General features: G+C 69.5%; 16 protein-coding genes. 9 read left to right on the forward strand and 7 right to left on the reverse strand.

All coding sequences use genetic code 11. The features are described 5' to 3' along the window. The first annotated feature begins 181 nt into the window (after positions 1–181). The 3 genes from ctaD (at position 182) to DRV85_RS02205 (ending at position 3,334) form a co-directional block, all read left to right on the forward strand. The gene (gene ctaD, locus DRV85_RS02195) at positions 182–1,855 is read left to right on the forward strand and encodes a cytochrome c oxidase subunit I (protein WP_113287804.1); all 1,674 of its coding nucleotides are present in this window, start codon (positions 182–184) and stop codon (positions 1,853–1,855) included. Positions 1,856–1,930: 75 nt separating this feature from the next. Next, complete coding sequence (locus DRV85_RS02200; protein ID WP_113287805.1) at positions 1,931–2,428, forward strand: DUF2244 domain-containing protein; 498 nt, start codon at positions 1,931–1,933, stop codon at positions 2,426–2,428. Positions 2,429–2,431: 3 nt separating this feature from the next. Next, positions 2,432–3,334 (forward strand): hypothetical protein, encoded by a 903-nt coding sequence (locus DRV85_RS02205; protein ID WP_113287806.1) that lies wholly within the window; start codon positions 2,432–2,434, stop codon positions 3,332–3,334. On the opposite strand, the gene DRV85_RS02210 is transcribed toward DRV85_RS02205, so the two are convergent. Beyond that, positions 3,315–3,773, reverse strand: a complete 459-nt coding sequence (locus DRV85_RS02210) for a GatB/YqeY domain-containing protein (protein ID WP_113287807.1) — start codon at positions 3,771–3,773, stop codon at positions 3,315–3,317. The two genes, DRV85_RS02205 and DRV85_RS02210, sit on opposite strands and share 20 nt — an antisense overlap. A 181-nt stretch (positions 3,774–3,954) precedes the next feature. On the opposite strand from DRV85_RS02210, the gene carA reads away from it, so the two are divergent. Continuing rightward, positions 3,955–5,118 carry a glutamine-hydrolyzing carbamoyl-phosphate synthase small subunit gene (gene carA / locus DRV85_RS02215; RefSeq protein WP_113287808.1) on the forward strand — a complete coding sequence of 388 codons (1,164 nt, stop codon included), beginning with the start codon at positions 3,955–3,957 and terminating at the stop codon, positions 5,116–5,118. Positions 5,119–5,185: 67 nt separating this feature from the next. Further along, on the forward strand, positions 5,186–7,102 hold the full coding sequence (locus tag DRV85_RS02220; RefSeq protein WP_233495376.1) for a glycosyltransferase: 1,917 nt from the start codon (positions 5,186–5,188) through the stop codon (positions 7,100–7,102). 56 nt (positions 7,103–7,158) lie between these two features. Here DRV85_RS02220 and DRV85_RS02225 read toward each other — a convergent pair whose 3' ends face one another. Next, positions 7,159–7,521: a nuclear transport factor 2 family protein gene (locus DRV85_RS02225; protein WP_113287809.1), complete on the reverse strand. Its 363-nt coding sequence runs from the start codon at positions 7,519–7,521 to the stop codon at positions 7,159–7,161. A gap of 92 nt (positions 7,522–7,613) precedes the next feature. After that, the gene (locus DRV85_RS02230; protein ID WP_113287810.1) at positions 7,614–8,282 is read right to left on the reverse strand and encodes a GntR family transcriptional regulator; all 669 of its coding nucleotides are present in this window, start codon (positions 8,280–8,282) and stop codon (positions 7,614–7,616) included. A gap of 99 nt (positions 8,283–8,381) precedes the next feature. On the opposite strand from DRV85_RS02230, the gene DRV85_RS02235 reads away from it, so the two are divergent. The 3 genes from DRV85_RS02235 (at position 8,382) to DRV85_RS02245 (ending at position 10,660) form a co-directional block, all read left to right on the forward strand. Continuing rightward, positions 8,382–9,026: a pyrimidine 5'-nucleotidase gene (locus DRV85_RS02235; protein WP_113287811.1), complete on the forward strand. Its 645-nt coding sequence runs from the start codon at positions 8,382–8,384 to the stop codon at positions 9,024–9,026. A 91-nt stretch (positions 9,027–9,117) separates the two neighbouring features. Then, a complete protein-coding gene (locus tag DRV85_RS02240) occupies positions 9,118–9,369 on the forward strand; it encodes a hypothetical protein (protein WP_113287812.1) in 252 nt (83 codons plus the stop codon). Between the two features lie 76 nt (positions 9,370–9,445). Continuing rightward, positions 9,446–10,660: a UbiH/UbiF family hydroxylase gene (locus DRV85_RS02245; RefSeq protein WP_113287813.1), complete on the forward strand. Its 1,215-nt coding sequence runs from the start codon at positions 9,446–9,448 to the stop codon at positions 10,658–10,660. A 56-nt stretch (positions 10,661–10,716) separates the two neighbouring features. Here DRV85_RS02245 and DRV85_RS02250 read toward each other — a convergent pair whose 3' ends face one another. The 3 genes from DRV85_RS02250 to DRV85_RS02260 all read right to left on the reverse strand — a co-directional run bounded on the left by DRV85_RS02250 (position 10,717) and on the right by DRV85_RS02260 (position 12,914). Continuing rightward, a complete protein-coding gene (locus DRV85_RS02250) occupies positions 10,717–11,844 on the reverse strand; it encodes an aminotransferase class V-fold PLP-dependent enzyme (protein WP_113287814.1) in 1,128 nt (375 codons plus the stop codon). Positions 11,845–12,006: 162 nt separating this feature from the next. Continuing rightward, positions 12,007–12,462, reverse strand: a complete 456-nt coding sequence (locus DRV85_RS02255) for an Lrp/AsnC family transcriptional regulator (protein WP_113287815.1) — start codon at positions 12,460–12,462, stop codon at positions 12,007–12,009. Further along, entirely contained in the window at positions 12,459–12,914 is a 456-nt protein-coding gene (locus DRV85_RS02260; RefSeq protein WP_113287816.1) for an Lrp/AsnC family transcriptional regulator, read from the reverse strand. The genes DRV85_RS02255 and DRV85_RS02260 overlap by 4 nt, the downstream gene beginning before the upstream one ends. A gap of 133 nt (positions 12,915–13,047) precedes the next feature. On the opposite strand from DRV85_RS02260, the gene ilvC reads away from it, so the two are divergent. After that, complete coding sequence (gene ilvC, locus DRV85_RS02265; protein WP_113287817.1) at positions 13,048–14,070, forward strand: ketol-acid reductoisomerase; 1,023 nt, start codon at positions 13,048–13,050, stop codon at positions 14,068–14,070. Positions 14,071–14,137: 67 nt separating this feature from the next. Here the strand turns inward: ilvC and DRV85_RS19125 are convergent, their stop codons facing one another. Further along, positions 14,138–14,299 (reverse strand): hypothetical protein, encoded by a 162-nt coding sequence (locus DRV85_RS19125; RefSeq protein WP_158540093.1) that lies wholly within the window; start codon positions 14,297–14,299, stop codon positions 14,138–14,140. Between the last annotated feature and the right edge of the window lie 39 nt (positions 14,300–14,338).

Below are 14,338 nucleotides of genomic sequence, written 5' to 3' on the forward strand. Positions count from 1 at the left end.
GCGGGAAGGGGCCGCGCGCCTGAACGCCCGCACGCCGCGGTATACCGTGGCATTTTTTCGCGCCTTGCGGCGCATCGGCACATTGCCCCCCGCGCGGAGGCATTCTAGAACACGAATGGGAAAAACACGGGCCGCGCAGGCAGCAGCGCGCGAGACCCGGTCGCCAGCACGAGGAGGCCTCATGGCAGACGCCGCCATTTCCAGCCACGCCCACGAGGACCATCGCGGGTTCTTCACCCGGTGGTTCATGTCCACGAATCACAAGGACATCGGCATCCTGTATCTCATCACCTCCGCGGTGGTGGGTTTCATCGCCGTCGCCTTCACCGTCTACATGCGGATGGAGCTCATGGAGCCCGGGGTGCAGTACATGTGCCTCGAAGGTGCGCGCGTGACCGCCGCGGCCGAGGGCGCCTGCACGCCCAACGGTCATCTGTGGAACGTGCTGATCACCTACCACGGCATCCTGATGATGTTCTTCGTGGTGATCCCCGCGCTCTTCGGCGGCTTCGGCAACTACTTCATGCCGCTGCAGATCGGCGCGCCGGACATGGCGTTTCCGCGGATGAACAACCTAAGCTACTGGCTCTACGTCGCCGGCACCGCGCTCGCCTTCGCCTCGCTCTTCTCGCCGGGGGGCAACGGGCAGCTGGGCTCCGGCGTGGGCTGGGTGCTCTACCCGCCGCTCTCGACCACCGAGATGGGCATGTCCACCGACCTCGCGATCTTCGCGATCCACGTGGTGGGCGCGTCCTCGATCCTCGGCTCGATCAACATGATCACCACCTTCCTGAACATGCGCGCGCCGGGCATGACGCTCTTCAAGGTGCCGCTCTTCGCGTGGTCGATCTTCATCACCGCCTGGATGCTTCTGCTGTCGCTTCCCGTTCTCGCGGGCGCGATCACCATGCTGCTGACCGACCGCAACTTCGGGACGACCTTCTTCGACCCGGCGGGCGGCGGCGACCCGGTGCTTTACCAGCACATCTTCTGGTTCTTCGGGCATCCGGAGGTCTACATCCTGATCCTGCCGGCCTTCGGCGTGATCAGCCACGTGGTCGCCACCTTCTCGCGCAAGCCGATCTTCGGCTACCTGCCGATGGTCTGGGCGATGATCGCCATCGGCGCGCTGGGCTTCGTCGTCTGGGCGCACCACATGTACACCGTCGGCATGAGCGTGACGCAGCAGAGCTACTTCATGCTGGCCACGATGGTCATCGCGGTGCCCACCGGCATCAAGGTGTTCAGCTGGATCGCCACGATGTGGGGGGGCTCGATCGAGTTCAAGACGCCGATGCTCTGGGCCTTCGGCTTCCTGTTCCTGTTCACGCTGGGCGGCGTGACGGGGATCGTGCTGAGCCAGGCGGGCGTGGACCGCGCCTATCACGACACCTACTACGTCGTGGCGCACTTCCACTACGTCATGAGCCTCGGCGCCGTCTTCGGCATCTTCGCCGCGATCTACTACTGGTTCGGCAAGATGACCGGCCGGCAGTATCCCGAATGGGCCGGCAAGCTGCACTTCTGGACCTTCTTCATCGGGGCCAACCTCACCTTCTTCCCGCAGCACTTCCTCGGCCGGCAGGGCATGCCGCGGCGCTACATCGACTACCCGGAGGCCTTCGCCTACTGGAACTACGTCAGCTCGATCGGCGCCTTCATCGCCTTCGCCAGCTTCGTGTTCTTCCTGGTCTTCATCACCTACGCCATCTTCCGCGGCGCACGGATCACGGAGAACAACTACTGGAACGAATACGCCGACACGCTGGAGTGGACGCTGCCCACCCCGCCGCCGGAGCACACCTTCGAGCAGCTCCCCGAGCGCGAGGACTGGGACCGCAGCCCGGCGCACTGACGGCGGCCGAAAAAGACGCAGAGGGGAGGCGGGCCGCGGGCTTGCCTCCCTTTTCTTTCCGCATAAGCTGACGCCATGCCCTATGCCTGGACCGAGACCGAGGATCCGCTTGCCGGCGCGCAGCTGCGGCTCTGGCCGCACCGCTCGCTGCCCCTGCCCGGTTTCGCGGCCTTCATCCTCGGCACCTTCGCCTTCATCTGCCTGCCGCTCATCGCCGTGATCGGCACGCCGGTGCTCTGGGGTCTGCTGCCCTTCGTGCTGCTGACAGTGGGCGGGATCTGGATCGCGCTGCGCCGCAGCTACCGCGACGGCGAAATCCTGGAAGAGCTTCGCCTTACCCCGGAGGCGATCCGGCTCACCCGGCGCAACCCGCGCGGGCCGCTGCAGGAGTGGGAGAGCAATCCGTACTGGACACGGGTCGAATTGCACGCGCAGGGCGGGCCGGTGCCCAACTACGTCACCCTGCGCGGCAGCGGCCGCGAGGTGGAGATCGGCGCCTTCCTGTCGGAAGAAGAGCGCAAGGCGCTCTATGGCGACCTGCGCGCCCGTCTGAGCGCCACCGCCCGGCTCTGATCCGTGACCCAGGCCCCCGCCACGCCGAAGCTGCGCCGCGCAGCCACGCTCGCGCGTGCGAGTCTCGGCCTGCCCGCGCCGGCGCCGCTGGCCGCCTCGGAGACGGCGGCGCTCCGGCTGCGCGCGCGCGGGCCGGCGCGGGCCGCGCCCGAGGGCGTCGTCTTTCTGATCCCCTTCGTGGGCCGGCACCATGTGGGCGACTGGGACGCGGTGACCGGCCGGCTCGCCGCGACGGTGGAGAGCCTGCGCCGCCAGAGCGACCCGCGCTGGCGTGCGCTGATCTGCGGGCAGGATCGCCCCGACCTGCCGGAGGATGCGCGCGTGACCTTCCTGCCCTTCAAAACGCCGGTCGAGGGCAACGACAAATGGGCCAAGCTGGACATGCTCGCGCGTGCGCTGCCACATGCCGGCCTGGGCGCGGGCTACGTCATGAGCTTCGACGCCGACGATCTCGCGCATCCCGCGCTCGTCCCGGAGATGCTGGCGCGGGAGGTGGCCGGCGGCTGGCTGGCCGCAGAGGGCTATGTGCGCGACGCCGCGACCGGCGCGGTCGCCCGCGCTGCGCCGCCGACGCCGGCCGCGCCGCTGCGCAAACCCTTCTGGAAACTCTGCGGCAGCTGCGCCGCGTTGCGCTTCGATCTCGCGCAGGAGCCGGAGACCACCGCGTTTCTCGCCGCGATGACGGCGCACGAACACCGGATGTTCCCCTATCTCGCGGCGCTGGCGGGCCGCCGGCTCAGCCGTCTGCCGCGCCCGCTGGTGCTCTACGAGCTCAACCACGGGGAAAACTTCGGCCTGCGCCGCGGCCGCGTCGGCTTCAAGACCCGCTTCGTGGCGCGCTTCGCGGTCGGCGCGGCGGAGCGCGAGGCCGTCGCGCGCGCCTTTCCTAGCCCAGACGCGCCTTGATCTTTGCGGCCGCCGAACCGAAGTCCATCTGCCCGGTATATTTCGACTTCAGCACGCCCATGACCTTGCCCATGTCGCGGATCGAGTCCGCGCCGACATCGGCGACCGCGGCGTCGATGGCCTTTTCGACCTCCGCGTCCGAGAGCTTGCGCGGCAGGAATTCCTCGATCACCGCGATCTCGTCCTGCTCGGCCTGCGCAAGATCGAGCCGCCCGCCCTCTTCATAGGCGCGGACGCTTTCGTTGCGCTGCTTGACCATCTTGGACAGGATCTCGAGCACTTCGGCATCGCCCACGGTCTGCTCGCCCTCCTCGCCGCGCAACGCGATCTCGCGATCCTTGATCGCGGCGTTGATGAGCCGCAGCGTCGCCAGACGCTCGCCCTCCTTGTCCTTCATCGCCTGCTTGAGCGCAGCGTTGATCCGCCGGCGAAGCTCCATCGCTCGCTCCCCATCCCCATGAGGTTCCAGACCCCGGACCTTATCCAAGAGCCCGGACCGGCGCAACTCTGCGCCGATGAAACGCAACTCTATGATATTGCTATATTTTCCAGATTTCAGCCCATGCTTGACCCGGCCGCGAGGCCCACATAGGTAGAGCTGGATCACTCGGAGAGCCGCCATGCCCCAGCCTTCGCATCCGACCGCCTGCCTCGCGCTCGCCGACGGCACCGTGTTCTACGGCCGCGGGTTCGGGGCCACGGGCCAGACCGTCGCCGAGCTGTGCTTCAACACCGCGATGACCGGCTATCAGGAGATCATGACCGACCCCTCCTATGCCGGCCAGATCGTGACCTTCACCTTCCCGCACATCGGCAATGTCGGCGTGAACCCAGAAGACGACGAAACGGCCGAGCCTGTGGCGGCCGGCATGGTGGTCAAATGGGATCCGACCGAGCCGTCGAACTGGCGCGCGGCCGAGCCCCTGGGCGACTGGCTGGGAAAGCGCGGGCGCATCGCGATCGGCGGGGTGGACACCCGGCGGCTCACCCGCGCGATCCGGCAGCAGGGCGCGCCGCATGTCGCGCTCTCGCACGACCCCGAGGGCCGCTTCGACCTCGAGGCGCTGGTCACGGCGGCCCGGGCCTTTCCGGGGCTCGAGGGGCTTGATCTCGCCCGCGACGTGACCTGCGCGCAATCCTACCGCTGGGACGAGATGCGCTGGGCCTGGCCTGCGGGCTACGCCCGCCAGACCGAGGCGCGTCATCGCGTCGTGGCCGTCGATTACGGCGCCAAGCGCAACATCCTGCGCTGTCTCGCCTCGGCGGGCTGCGAGGTGACGGTGCTGCCGGCCACGGCCACGGCAGAAGAGGTGCTCGCGCATGAGCCCGACGGCGTGTTCCTGTCCAACGGGCCGGGCGATCCGGCGGCCACGGGTGAATACGCCGTGCCGATGATCCGCAGCGTGCTGGAGCGCGATCTGCCGGTCTTCGGCATCTGCCTGGGCCATCAGATGCTGGCGCTGGCGCTCGGCGCGAAGACCGTGAAGATGAACCACGGCCACCACGGCGCCAACCATCCCGTCAAGGATCTGGAGACCGGCAAGGTCGAGATCACCTCGATGAACCATGGCTTCGCCGTGGACGCGCAGACGCTGCCCGCCGGGGTGAGCGAGACCCATGTCTCGCTTTTCGACGGATCCAACTGCGGGATCCGGATGGAGGGGCGGCCGGTCTATTCCGTGCAGTATCACCCGGAGGCGAGCCCCGGTCCGCAGGACAGCTACTACCTGTTCGAGCGGTTCGCGGCCGACATGGCGGCCCGCAAGCGGCAGCCCGCGAGTTGAGGCACCCGGGTTAACCTACCGTTAACCACTCACGATTGACCTTTGTCCGGCATGAAAGAGGCCGGGCATGACGGTGACGGCTCAGGCACTTCAGGCGCCGCGCCCGACGCGGGTGACGGCGCATTACGGGCAGCCGCTCGGACGGATCCTTTGCGATCTGGGCCTGATGGGCGCGCAGGATCTCTTGCGGGTGCTCGGCCTGCAGGCGGAGATGCGCGCGCCGCTGGGGCGGATCTGCGTCGCCGAAGGGCTGATCACCGAGGCGCAGCTGCGCCGCGCGCTCGCGCTCCAGTTCGGCGTCCCGGCGATCGACCTGGGCCAGGATCCGCCCGACCCCGCCCTGACCGGCGCGCTCGATCCGGTCTACTGCCTGACCCACGGGCTCCTGCCCTGGCGGGTGGAGGACGGCACCACCGTGATCGCCACCAGCGCCCCCGAGCGCTTCGACGACCGGCTTGCGGAGCTTCCCGAGCACCTCGCGCCCGTTCGGATGGCCGTGGCCAGCGCGGCCGACGTCCAGGCGGCCGTCGCCAGACTCCATGGCCCGGCGCTGGCTCGTCGCGCCGAGCAGCGGGTGCCCGATGCGGAAAGCTGCCGGCACTGGTCGCAGCCCACGCCGGAACGCCGCGCCGTCACGCTGGCCATCCTGCTCTCGGCGCTGGGCTGCCTGCTGCTGGTGCCGGGACTCTTCTTCGGGGCGCTGTTTCTCTGGGCAGCGCTCACGCTCGCGCTGGCCACAGGGATGAAGGCCGTCGCCTTCGCCGCCCGGATCGCCGCACCGCGACGGCCCGGCCCGACCCCGCCGAAGCTGCCCGACCGCCCGCCCGTCATCTCGATCCTCGTACCCCTGCTCGACGAGGGGGAGATCCTGCCCGCGCTGATCGCGCGCCTGCGCAGGCTCGACTACCCCCGCGCGTCGCTCGACGTGGTGCTCATCCTTGAAGAAAAGGACCGGAAGACGCGCGCGGCGCTGGCGCAGCTGACGCTGCCGCCCTGGATACGGGTGGTCGAGGTGCCGGACGGCGTGCCGCGCACCAAGCCGAGGGCGATGAACTATGCGCTGGACTTCTGCCGCGGCGAGATCGTGGGGATCTACGACGCCGAGGACGCGCCCGAGCCGGATCAATTGATCCGTGTCGCCGCGCGCTTCGCCGAGGCGCCGCCCGACGTCGCTTGCCTGCAGGGCGTGCTCGACTACTACAACCCGCATTCCACCTGGATCGCCCGCTGCTTCACGATCGAATACGCGAGCTGGTTCCGCGTGGTCCTGCCCGGCCTCGCCCGGCTCGGGCTGGTCATCCCGCTGGGCGGCACGACGCTTTTCTTCCGGCGCGACGCGCTCGAGCGCCTGGGCGGCTGGGATGCGCACAACGTCACCGAGGACTGCGACCTGGGCATCCGGCTCGCGCGGCACGGCTACCGGACCGAGATGATCGACATCGTGACCCAGGAAGAAGCGAACAACCGGCTGCTGCCCTGGATCCGGCAGAGGTCGCGCTGGCTCAAGGGCTTCATGCTCACCTACGCCGTGCACATGCGGCGGCCCCGGGCGCTGTTCCGCCAGCTCGGGCCGCGGAAGTTCTGGGGCGTGCAACTGCTGCTGCTGACGGCCACGACGCAGTTTCTTCTCGCCCCGCTCCTGTGGAGCTTCTGGGCGGTGCCGCTGGGGATTCCGCACCCGCTCGAGGGGCCGCTGGGCCGCGACACCCTGATCTGGGCCGGCACGGCCTTTCTGCTGACCGAGGCGCTGGCGGTGGCGATCGCCGTCGTCGCGGTGCGCAGCACGGCGCATCGCGGCCTCGTGCCCTGGGTGCCGACGATGCACCTCTATTTCCCGATCGGGGCGCTCGCCTCCTACAAGGCCGCCTACGAACTCGTCTCGGCGCCCTTCTACTGGGACAAGACCGCGCACGGCCATTCGCTCGACGCGGAACGCGCACCCCGCGGCGCCGAGGCGCGCGGCCTGCGCGGCGAGGACAAGTGAGCCGGCTGCCGGGCGCCCGCGCCGGGCCGGGCTGCACAACCGCGCGAGACGCGAGCCTAGGTCACGACATGGAAGGTCTTGCCGACGATCCGCCAGCGGCCGTCGACCTCGACCATCGACAAGTGATCGACGAACCACAGACCGCTATACCGGCCGCGCACGGCGACCCACGCGATATCGCCATCTCGTCGAAACCCCTCGACCACGCAGACCTCCTCGCCGTGTTGACCGACGAGGCTTTCGGTTTCGGCGATGAAACCGTCGAGATCCTGCCAGAGAAAGTCTCCTTCGAAATGGCCGGAGATCGCGGCACGCGGATCGAAGAGGCTCCGCAGCGCAGCCGCGTCCCCGCCCACCATCGCCCGATAGTAGCTCTCTGCCGCCTCCATCGCGGCCTGTTCGCGCGACCCTCTTTCCATGGCGTCTCCTGCCCCATGTCGGGATCATCCACCGTCCGTCTCGCCGCGCAACCGGTCGTCGCCAGATACGCGCGGGGCCTGCGCGCGCCGTGCTAGGCGTCCTCGACCGACCCCGCCGAATCGAGCTTCAGCCGCGTGACGAAGGCCACCGAGATGTGGTCGCGCAGCGCACTGTACGCCGCGCGCTCGTCGCGCCGCGCGATCGCATCGACGATCGCCGCGTGCTCCTCGAGCGCCTTGATGCCGCGCCCCTCCGCAGCGAGCGATGTCGTCGCCATCAGCGCCATGGAGCGATGCACCAGGTCGAGCTGCTGCACGAGATAGCGGTTGTGCGAGGCGAGATGGATCATCTTGTGGAAGCGCCGGTTGGCCCGCGCCAGCGCGGAGGGGTCGTCGAGCAGCGCGCGGTCCTCCTCGACCATGTCGCGCAGCACCTGGATCTCCTCGCCGGTCGCGTGGCGCGCGGCGAGGCTCGCCGCCAGCCCTTCGAGTTCGCAGCGCACGACGTAGAGCTCGGCCATCTGGTTGTGATCGAGCGAGGAGACGATCAGCGAGCGCCCGTCGCGGGTAAGCAGCGACTGCGTCTCGAGCCGCTGCAGCGCCTCGCGGATCGGCGTGCGCGACACGCCGAAGCGCTCGGCCAGCTCGGATTCCACAAGCCGGTCGCCGGGTTTGTAGACGCCGCTGTCGATGGCGTCGAGGATCAGCGTGTAGGCATCCTTCTGCGCGGGTTTCGGAACGGGACGGGTCGGCGTGTTCATCTGTGGTTCTCTCGTCGGGACTGCGTGAAGGTAGCGCCGGCCAGCCCGTCCAACAAGCGCACCGTTGTCACGGCCCCTGCGCTGCCATATCTCCACGTCATGCCGAAGCAGCATTTCGATCACGTCGCTCACTGGGTGTTCGATCTCGACAACACGCTCTATCCGCCCGAAGCGCGGCTCTTCGACCAGATCGAGGTGCGCATGACGGCCTATGTCATGGAGGCGCTGGGCGTGACCCGGGCCGAGGCCGACCGCCTGCGCCACCGGTACTGGCAGGACTACGGCACCACGCTCGCCGGGTTGATGGAGGTGCACGGGGTGGACCCCGGCCCCTATCTGACCGAGGTGCACGAGATCGACTTTTCCGTGCTCGCGCCCGACCCGGACCTTGCCGCGCGCATCCGCGCCCTGCCCGGCCGCCGCATCGTCTATACCAACGGCTGCGCGCCCTACGCCGAGCGGGTGATCGAGGCGCGCGGACTGTCCGGCCTTTTCGACGCGGTCTATGGCGTGGAGCACGCGGACTTCCACCCCAAGCCGCGGCGGCAGGCCTTCGAGGCAGTCTTCGGCGCCGCGGGCGTGGAGACGACGCGCGCCGCGATGTTCGAGGACGACCCGCGCAACCTCGCCGAGCCCCACGCGATGGGCATGCGCACCGTGCATGTCGCGCCGGATCGGCACGAGGCCGAGCACATCCACCACCACACCGACGACCTCGCGGGCTTTCTGGCGCGGCTGATCTGATCCGCCGAAGGGCCGGCTCTGCGACAATCCGCCCGCTTAAATGCCCGTTCGCCATGCATATTTTCGGCCCATCACATCACAGGAGCCGAATATGAGTGTAACCGAACGACCCGAGCGGCCGTCCCGCGCCCGCCGCGCCTTCTACGCCATCCCCGTGATCGGCTGGATCGCGCGCGATCTCGCGGAGGGCAGCCGCGACAACATCTATTACCTGCTCGTCGCACTCCTGAGCCTCTGGGCGATCGCCGTGATGACCTGGGGCCTGCCCGCGCTCGCGCTGCCGGCGCTGGCGCTGGTGCCCGGGATCGTGGCGACGCTCGTTCTGCTCACGGTCGGGCGCTGACGCCGCAACCGCGGCGTTTCGCCCTTGGCCAGCGCCGCGGCTTCGCGCTACCTCTCGCCTCGAAAGGAGCGCGCCCATGACCGAGCTACATCACGACATCCTGGTGGCCGGCGGCGGGATCGCCGGCCTCACCGCGGCGGCGGCCTTCGGGCAGGCGGGGTTCTCGGTGCTCTGCGTCGATCCCGCGCCGCCCGTGACCGAGCGCGAGGCGGAGGGCGCGGACCTGCGCACCACCGCCTTCCTGCAGCCCGCCCAGGCGATGCTCGCGCGCGCAGGTCTCTGGGAGCGGCTCGCGCCCCACGCCATGCCGCTGCAGACCATGCGGATCATGGACATCAGCGGCGAGATGGAGCGTCAGAGGGTGCGCCGCGATTTCGACGCCGCCGACATCTCCGACGCACCCTTCGGCTGGAACCTGCCCAACTGGCTCCTGCGCCGCGAGATGGCCGCGCGCCTCGAGGAGATGCCGGGCGTCAGCTTCCGCCCCGGCGTGGCGGCGACGGATCTTTTCACCCGGACGGGCGAGGCGCGGGTGCGGCTGTCGGACGGGGACGAGGCACGGGCGCGGCTGGTGATCGCGGCGGACGGGCGCAATTCGCCCATGCGGCATGCGGCCGGCATCGGCGCGCGCACCCTGCGCTTCGGACAGAAGGCGCTGGCCTTCGCCGTGACCCACCCGATCCCGCACGAGAACGTCTCGACCGAGATCCACCTCAAGGGCGGGCCCTTCACGCTGGTGCCCCTGCCCGATCACGAGGGCAAGCCGTCCTCGGCGGTGGTCTGGATGGAAGAAGGGCGCGAGGCGCTGCGCCTGCGCGACCTGCCCGCGGAGGCGCTCGAGGCCACGATGTCGGCGCGCTCCGCCTGGCTGCTGGGGCCGCTCAGCCTCGCCTCGCAGATCACGCTCTGGCCGATCGTTTCGCAGCTCGCCGACCGCTTCGCCGGCGAGCGGCTGGCGCTGGTGGCAGAGGCCGCGCATGTCGTCCCGCCCATCGGGGCGCAGGGGCTCAACATGTCGCTCGCCGATCTCGCAGCGCTGCTGGAACTGGCCGAGGCGCGGCCCGAAGGACTGGGCGACGCCGAGATGCTCGCGGCCTACGACCGCAAGCGCGCGCTTGACGTTCGGATGCGGGTCGCGGGCGTGTCGATGCTCAACGGCGTGTCGATGCTGGGCGGGCAGCCCTTCGGCATGCTGCGCGCCCGCGGGATCGCGGCGCTGCATGGAATCGCGCCGGTGCGCCGCGGGCTGATGCGGCTGGGGCTGGGGGCGGGCAACGCTCCTCGGCCCTGACGGGCCTCCTCGCTCGCGGGCGGCGCAGCGAGGTGCGCGGGCGCGAGCGAGCGGTTTCAGAGCGCGGCGTCCAGCGCCGGTTCCAGCCGCGCCATCGTGGCGTCCACGTCGCGCAGTTTATCGAGGCCGAAGAGCCCGATCCGGAAGGTCATGAAGCCCTCGGGCTCGTCCACCTTGAGCGGCACGCCGGCCGCGATCTGGGTGCCCTGCGCCAGGAAGGCGCGGCCTGACTGCACCTCGGGGTCGGAGGTATAGCCCACCACCACGCCCGGCGCGCCGTAGCCGTCGGCCGCGACCGAGGCGACCCCCTTCTCGGCCAGCTTCGCCCGGACCGCGCGGCCCAGCCGCCACTGCGCCTCGCGCGCGGCCTCGAAGCCGAAGTCGCGCGTCTCGACCATCGCGTCGCGGAAGGCGCGCAGCGAATCGGTGGGCATGGTGGCGTGATAGGCGTGCCCGCCGTTCTCGTAGGCGCGCATGATGTTGGCCCAGGTCTTGAGGTTCAGCGCGAAGCTGTCGGACTCGGTGGCCTCCAGCCGGTCGAGCGCGATGGCCGACATCATCACGAGCCCCGCCGAGGGGGTCGAGGACCAGCCCTTCTGCGGCGCCGAGATCAGCACGTCGACGCCGGTGGCGGCCATGTCCACCCAGGCGGCGCCGGAGGCGATGCAGTCCAGCACCATGAGGGCGCCCACCTCGTGGGCGGCCTCGGCCATCGACCGGATGTAGTCGTCGGGCAGGATCAGGCCGGCCGAGGTCTCGACATGCGGCGCGAAGACCACCGCGGGGCGCTCGGCGCGGATGCGTTCGACCACCTCCTCGATGGGCGCGGGCACGAAGGGCGACTGCCCCTCGTTGCCGGTGCGGCGCGCCTTCATCACCGTGGCCTCGGCCGTGATCCCGCCGGTCTCGAGGATCTGGCTCCAGCGGTAGGAGAACCAGCCGTTGCGCACCACCAGCACGCGGGCGTCGCGGGCGAACTGGCGCGCGACCGCCTCCATCGCATAGGTGCCGCCGCCGGGCACGATGGCCACGCCCTCGGCCTTGTAGATGTCGCGCAGCATCGACGAGAGATCGCGCATCACCTGCTGGAAGGCGGCCGACATGTGGTTGAGCGAGCGGTCGGTGAAGACCACCGAGAATTCCGAAAGGCCGCCGGGATCGACGGTGTCGTAGAGCGCGGGCATGGCGCGGTCTCCTTCGTAGGGTTTGGCGGGAGAGGTAGCGGGCGGGCGCGGATTTGCCAAGGCGGCAGGCGGACCAAGGGGGGCTGTCTGCCCCCCTCGGCGGCTTTCGCCGCCTCACCCCCCGAGGATATTTCGATCCAAGAAGAAGGACCGGGCCCAAGGTCAGAGGGGGCCGGGGCGGCGTTCCTCGGAGAGCAGCACGTTGGCCTCGACCGCGCCCGCGCCGGGCAGCGTCATGATGCGGCGGCGCAGCAGGCGCTCGAAGTCGGGGATGTCGCGGGCGACCACGCGCAGGCGGTAGTCGTAGAGGCCGAGGACGTGCTCGACGGTCTGCACCTCGGGGATGGCGGCGGCGGCGCGCTCGAAATCCTCGAGGCTGGCGCGGCCCTTGGCGGCGAGCTTCACGCCCAGGAAGACGGTGACGCCGAAGCCTGCCGCCTGCGCGTCGAGGTCGAGGCGGCGGCCGCGGATCGCGCCGCTGTCTTCCAGCCGGCGCAGGCGGCGCCAGGCGGCGGGCTGCGAGAGGCCCAGCGCGCGGCCGAGATCGGCGGCGGAGCGCGTGGCGTCCTCTGCCACGAGGCGCAGGAGCGCGCGGTCGGTGGCATCCGGCGCGCTCACAGCGGCAGCGCCTCGGCGTCCTTGATGCGGGCCACATGCATCAGCGCCTCAATGTCGGCGATATGCGGCAGGGTCAGGATGCGCTCGCGGTAGATGCGCTGGTAGTGGCCCATGTCGCGCGCGATCACGGCGAGGCGGGCGTCCACCGATCCGAGGAAGGTCTGGATCTCGAGCACCTCGGGCACCGCGCGGGCGGCTGCGATGAATTCGTCGAAGGCGTTGGGTTGCGTCTTGTCCAGCGTGAAGCGCAGCGAGACCTCGACCGACCAGCCCAGCGCGCGCCAGTCGATCACCGCGCGCGTGCCGCGCAGCACGCCGGCCGCGCGCAGCCGCGCGAGGCGGCGCGAGGCGACCGAGGGGGCGGTCGCCGCCCGCTCGGCCAGCGCGGCGAGGCTCTGGCCCGGGTCGGCCTGGAGCTGGCGCAGGAGGCGGCGGTCGAGGTCGTCGAGCATGGATTCTTCTGATCTGCCGTAAAACGCGAATGATCCTGACGGACTTCTAGCAGAAACCAGTGCAGACAAAATCCATTTTCCGTCTGCGCGGCCTAGAGTGCGCGCATCGGTAACATCCAAGGAGGGACGGATCATGCGCGTCTATTACGACCGCGACTGCGACATCAATCTGATCAAGGACAAGAAGGTGGCGATCCTGGGCTACGGCAGCCAGGGCCACGCCCATGCGCTGAACCTGCGCGATTCGGGCGCGCGCAACCTGGCCGTGGCGCTGCGCGAGGGATCGGCCAGCGCGAAGAAGGCCGAGGCCGAGGGGCTCACCGTCATGGGGATCGCCGAGGCCGCGGCCTGGTGCGACCTGATGATGTTCACCATGCCCGACGAACTGCAGGCCGAGACCTATTACGCGCATGTCCACGACAATCTGAAGGAGGGCGCGGCGATCGCCTTCGCCCACGGGCTCAACGTGCATTTCGGGCTGATCGAGCCCAAGCCCGGCGTCGACGTCGTCATGATGGCGCCCAAGGGGCCGGGGCACACGGTGCGCGGCGAATACGTCAAGGGCGGCGGCGTGCCCTGCCTCGTGGCCGTCGATCAGGACGCCAGCGGAAAGGCGCTCGAACTCGGTCTGTCCTACTGCGCCGCGATCGGCGGCGGGCGCTCGGGCATCATCGAGACCACCTTCCAGGAGGAATGCGAGACCGACCTCTTCGGCGAGCAGGCGGTGCTCTGCGGCGGGCTCGTGGAACTCATCCGCTGCGGCTTCGAGACACTGGTCGAGGCGGGCTACGCGCCCGAGATGGCCTATTTCGAATGCCTCCACGAGGTGAAGCTGATCGTGGACCTGATCTACGAGGGCGGGATCGCCAACATGAACTACTCGATCTCGAACACGGCCGAATACGGCGAATACGTCTCGGGCCCGCGGGTTCTGCCCTATGACGAGACCAAGGCGCGGATGAAGGCGATCCTGACGGACATCCAGACGGGCCGCTTCACGCGCGACTGGATGCAGGAATGCTCGGTCGGCCAGCCCATGTTCAAGGCGACGCGCCGGCTCAACGACGCGCACCAGATCGAGACGGTGGGCGAGACGCTGCGCGGCATGATGCCCTGGATCTCGGCGGGCAAGATGGTGGACCGCGAACGCAACTGAGCGGCGCGCACGACACGGCCCGGGCGCAGGCCCGGGCCGTCAATCGGTCGGGGACGCCTTGCGCGCGTCACTCGTCCTTGCGGTGGGGATCGCCGTCCTTGGCCAGCGCGCTGGCCGGGATCTGCGGATCCTTCTTCCGCTTTTCGGTCACGCGCTTCGAATTGATCGCGATGATCGCCACGATGCCGAGCGTCACGATCGCGAGCGTGGGAATCACATAGGCTTCCATGTCGGTCACCTCCTTGAGGTCTCGGTGTCCGGGATCGGG

The organism is Rhodosalinus halophilus (assembly GCF_003298775.1).
Lineage (GTDB): Bacteria > Pseudomonadota > Alphaproteobacteria > Rhodobacterales > Rhodobacteraceae > Rhodosalinus > Rhodosalinus halophilus.

What these genes read in the sequence shown, in the direction of transcription:
- DRV85_RS02240 (WP_113287812.1), top strand. Translation starts at nt 9,118, where the DNA reads ATGAGTGTAACCGAACGACCCGAGCGGCCGTCCCGCGCCCGCCGCGCC.
- ilvC (WP_113287817.1), top strand. Translation starts at nt 13,048, where the DNA reads ATGCGCGTCTATTACGACCGCGACTGCGACATCAATCTGATCAAGGAC.
- DRV85_RS02230 (WP_113287810.1), bottom strand. Translation starts at nt 8,282, where the DNA reads ATGAACACGCCGACCCGTCCCGTTCCGAAACCCGCGCAGAAGGATGCC.
- DRV85_RS02235 (WP_113287811.1), top strand. Translation starts at nt 8,382, where the DNA reads ATGCCGAAGCAGCATTTCGATCACGTCGCTCACTGGGTGTTCGATCTC.
- DRV85_RS02220 (WP_233495376.1), top strand. Translation starts at nt 5,186, where the DNA reads ATGACGGTGACGGCTCAGGCACTTCAGGCGCCGCGCCCGACGCGGGTG.
- DRV85_RS02200 (WP_113287805.1), top strand. Translation starts at nt 1,931, where the DNA reads ATGCCCTATGCCTGGACCGAGACCGAGGATCCGCTTGCCGGCGCGCAG.
- DRV85_RS02245 (WP_113287813.1), top strand. Translation starts at nt 9,446, where the DNA reads ATGACCGAGCTACATCACGACATCCTGGTGGCCGGCGGCGGGATCGCC.
- ctaD (WP_113287804.1), top strand. Translation starts at nt 182, where the DNA reads ATGGCAGACGCCGCCATTTCCAGCCACGCCCACGAGGACCATCGCGGG.
- DRV85_RS02260 (WP_113287816.1), bottom strand. Translation starts at nt 12,914, where the DNA reads ATGCTCGACGACCTCGACCGCCGCCTCCTGCGCCAGCTCCAGGCCGAC.
- DRV85_RS02250 (WP_113287814.1), bottom strand. Translation starts at nt 11,844, where the DNA reads ATGCCCGCGCTCTACGACACCGTCGATCCCGGCGGCCTTTCGGAATTC.
- DRV85_RS19125 (WP_158540093.1), bottom strand. Translation starts at nt 14,299, where the DNA reads ATGGAAGCCTATGTGATTCCCACGCTCGCGATCGTGACGCTCGGCATC.
- carA (WP_113287808.1), top strand. Translation starts at nt 3,955, where the DNA reads ATGCCCCAGCCTTCGCATCCGACCGCCTGCCTCGCGCTCGCCGACGGC.
- DRV85_RS02225 (WP_113287809.1), bottom strand. Translation starts at nt 7,521, where the DNA reads ATGGAAAGAGGGTCGCGCGAACAGGCCGCGATGGAGGCGGCAGAGAGC.
- DRV85_RS02210 (WP_113287807.1), bottom strand. Translation starts at nt 3,773, where the DNA reads ATGGAGCTTCGCCGGCGGATCAACGCTGCGCTCAAGCAGGCGATGAAG.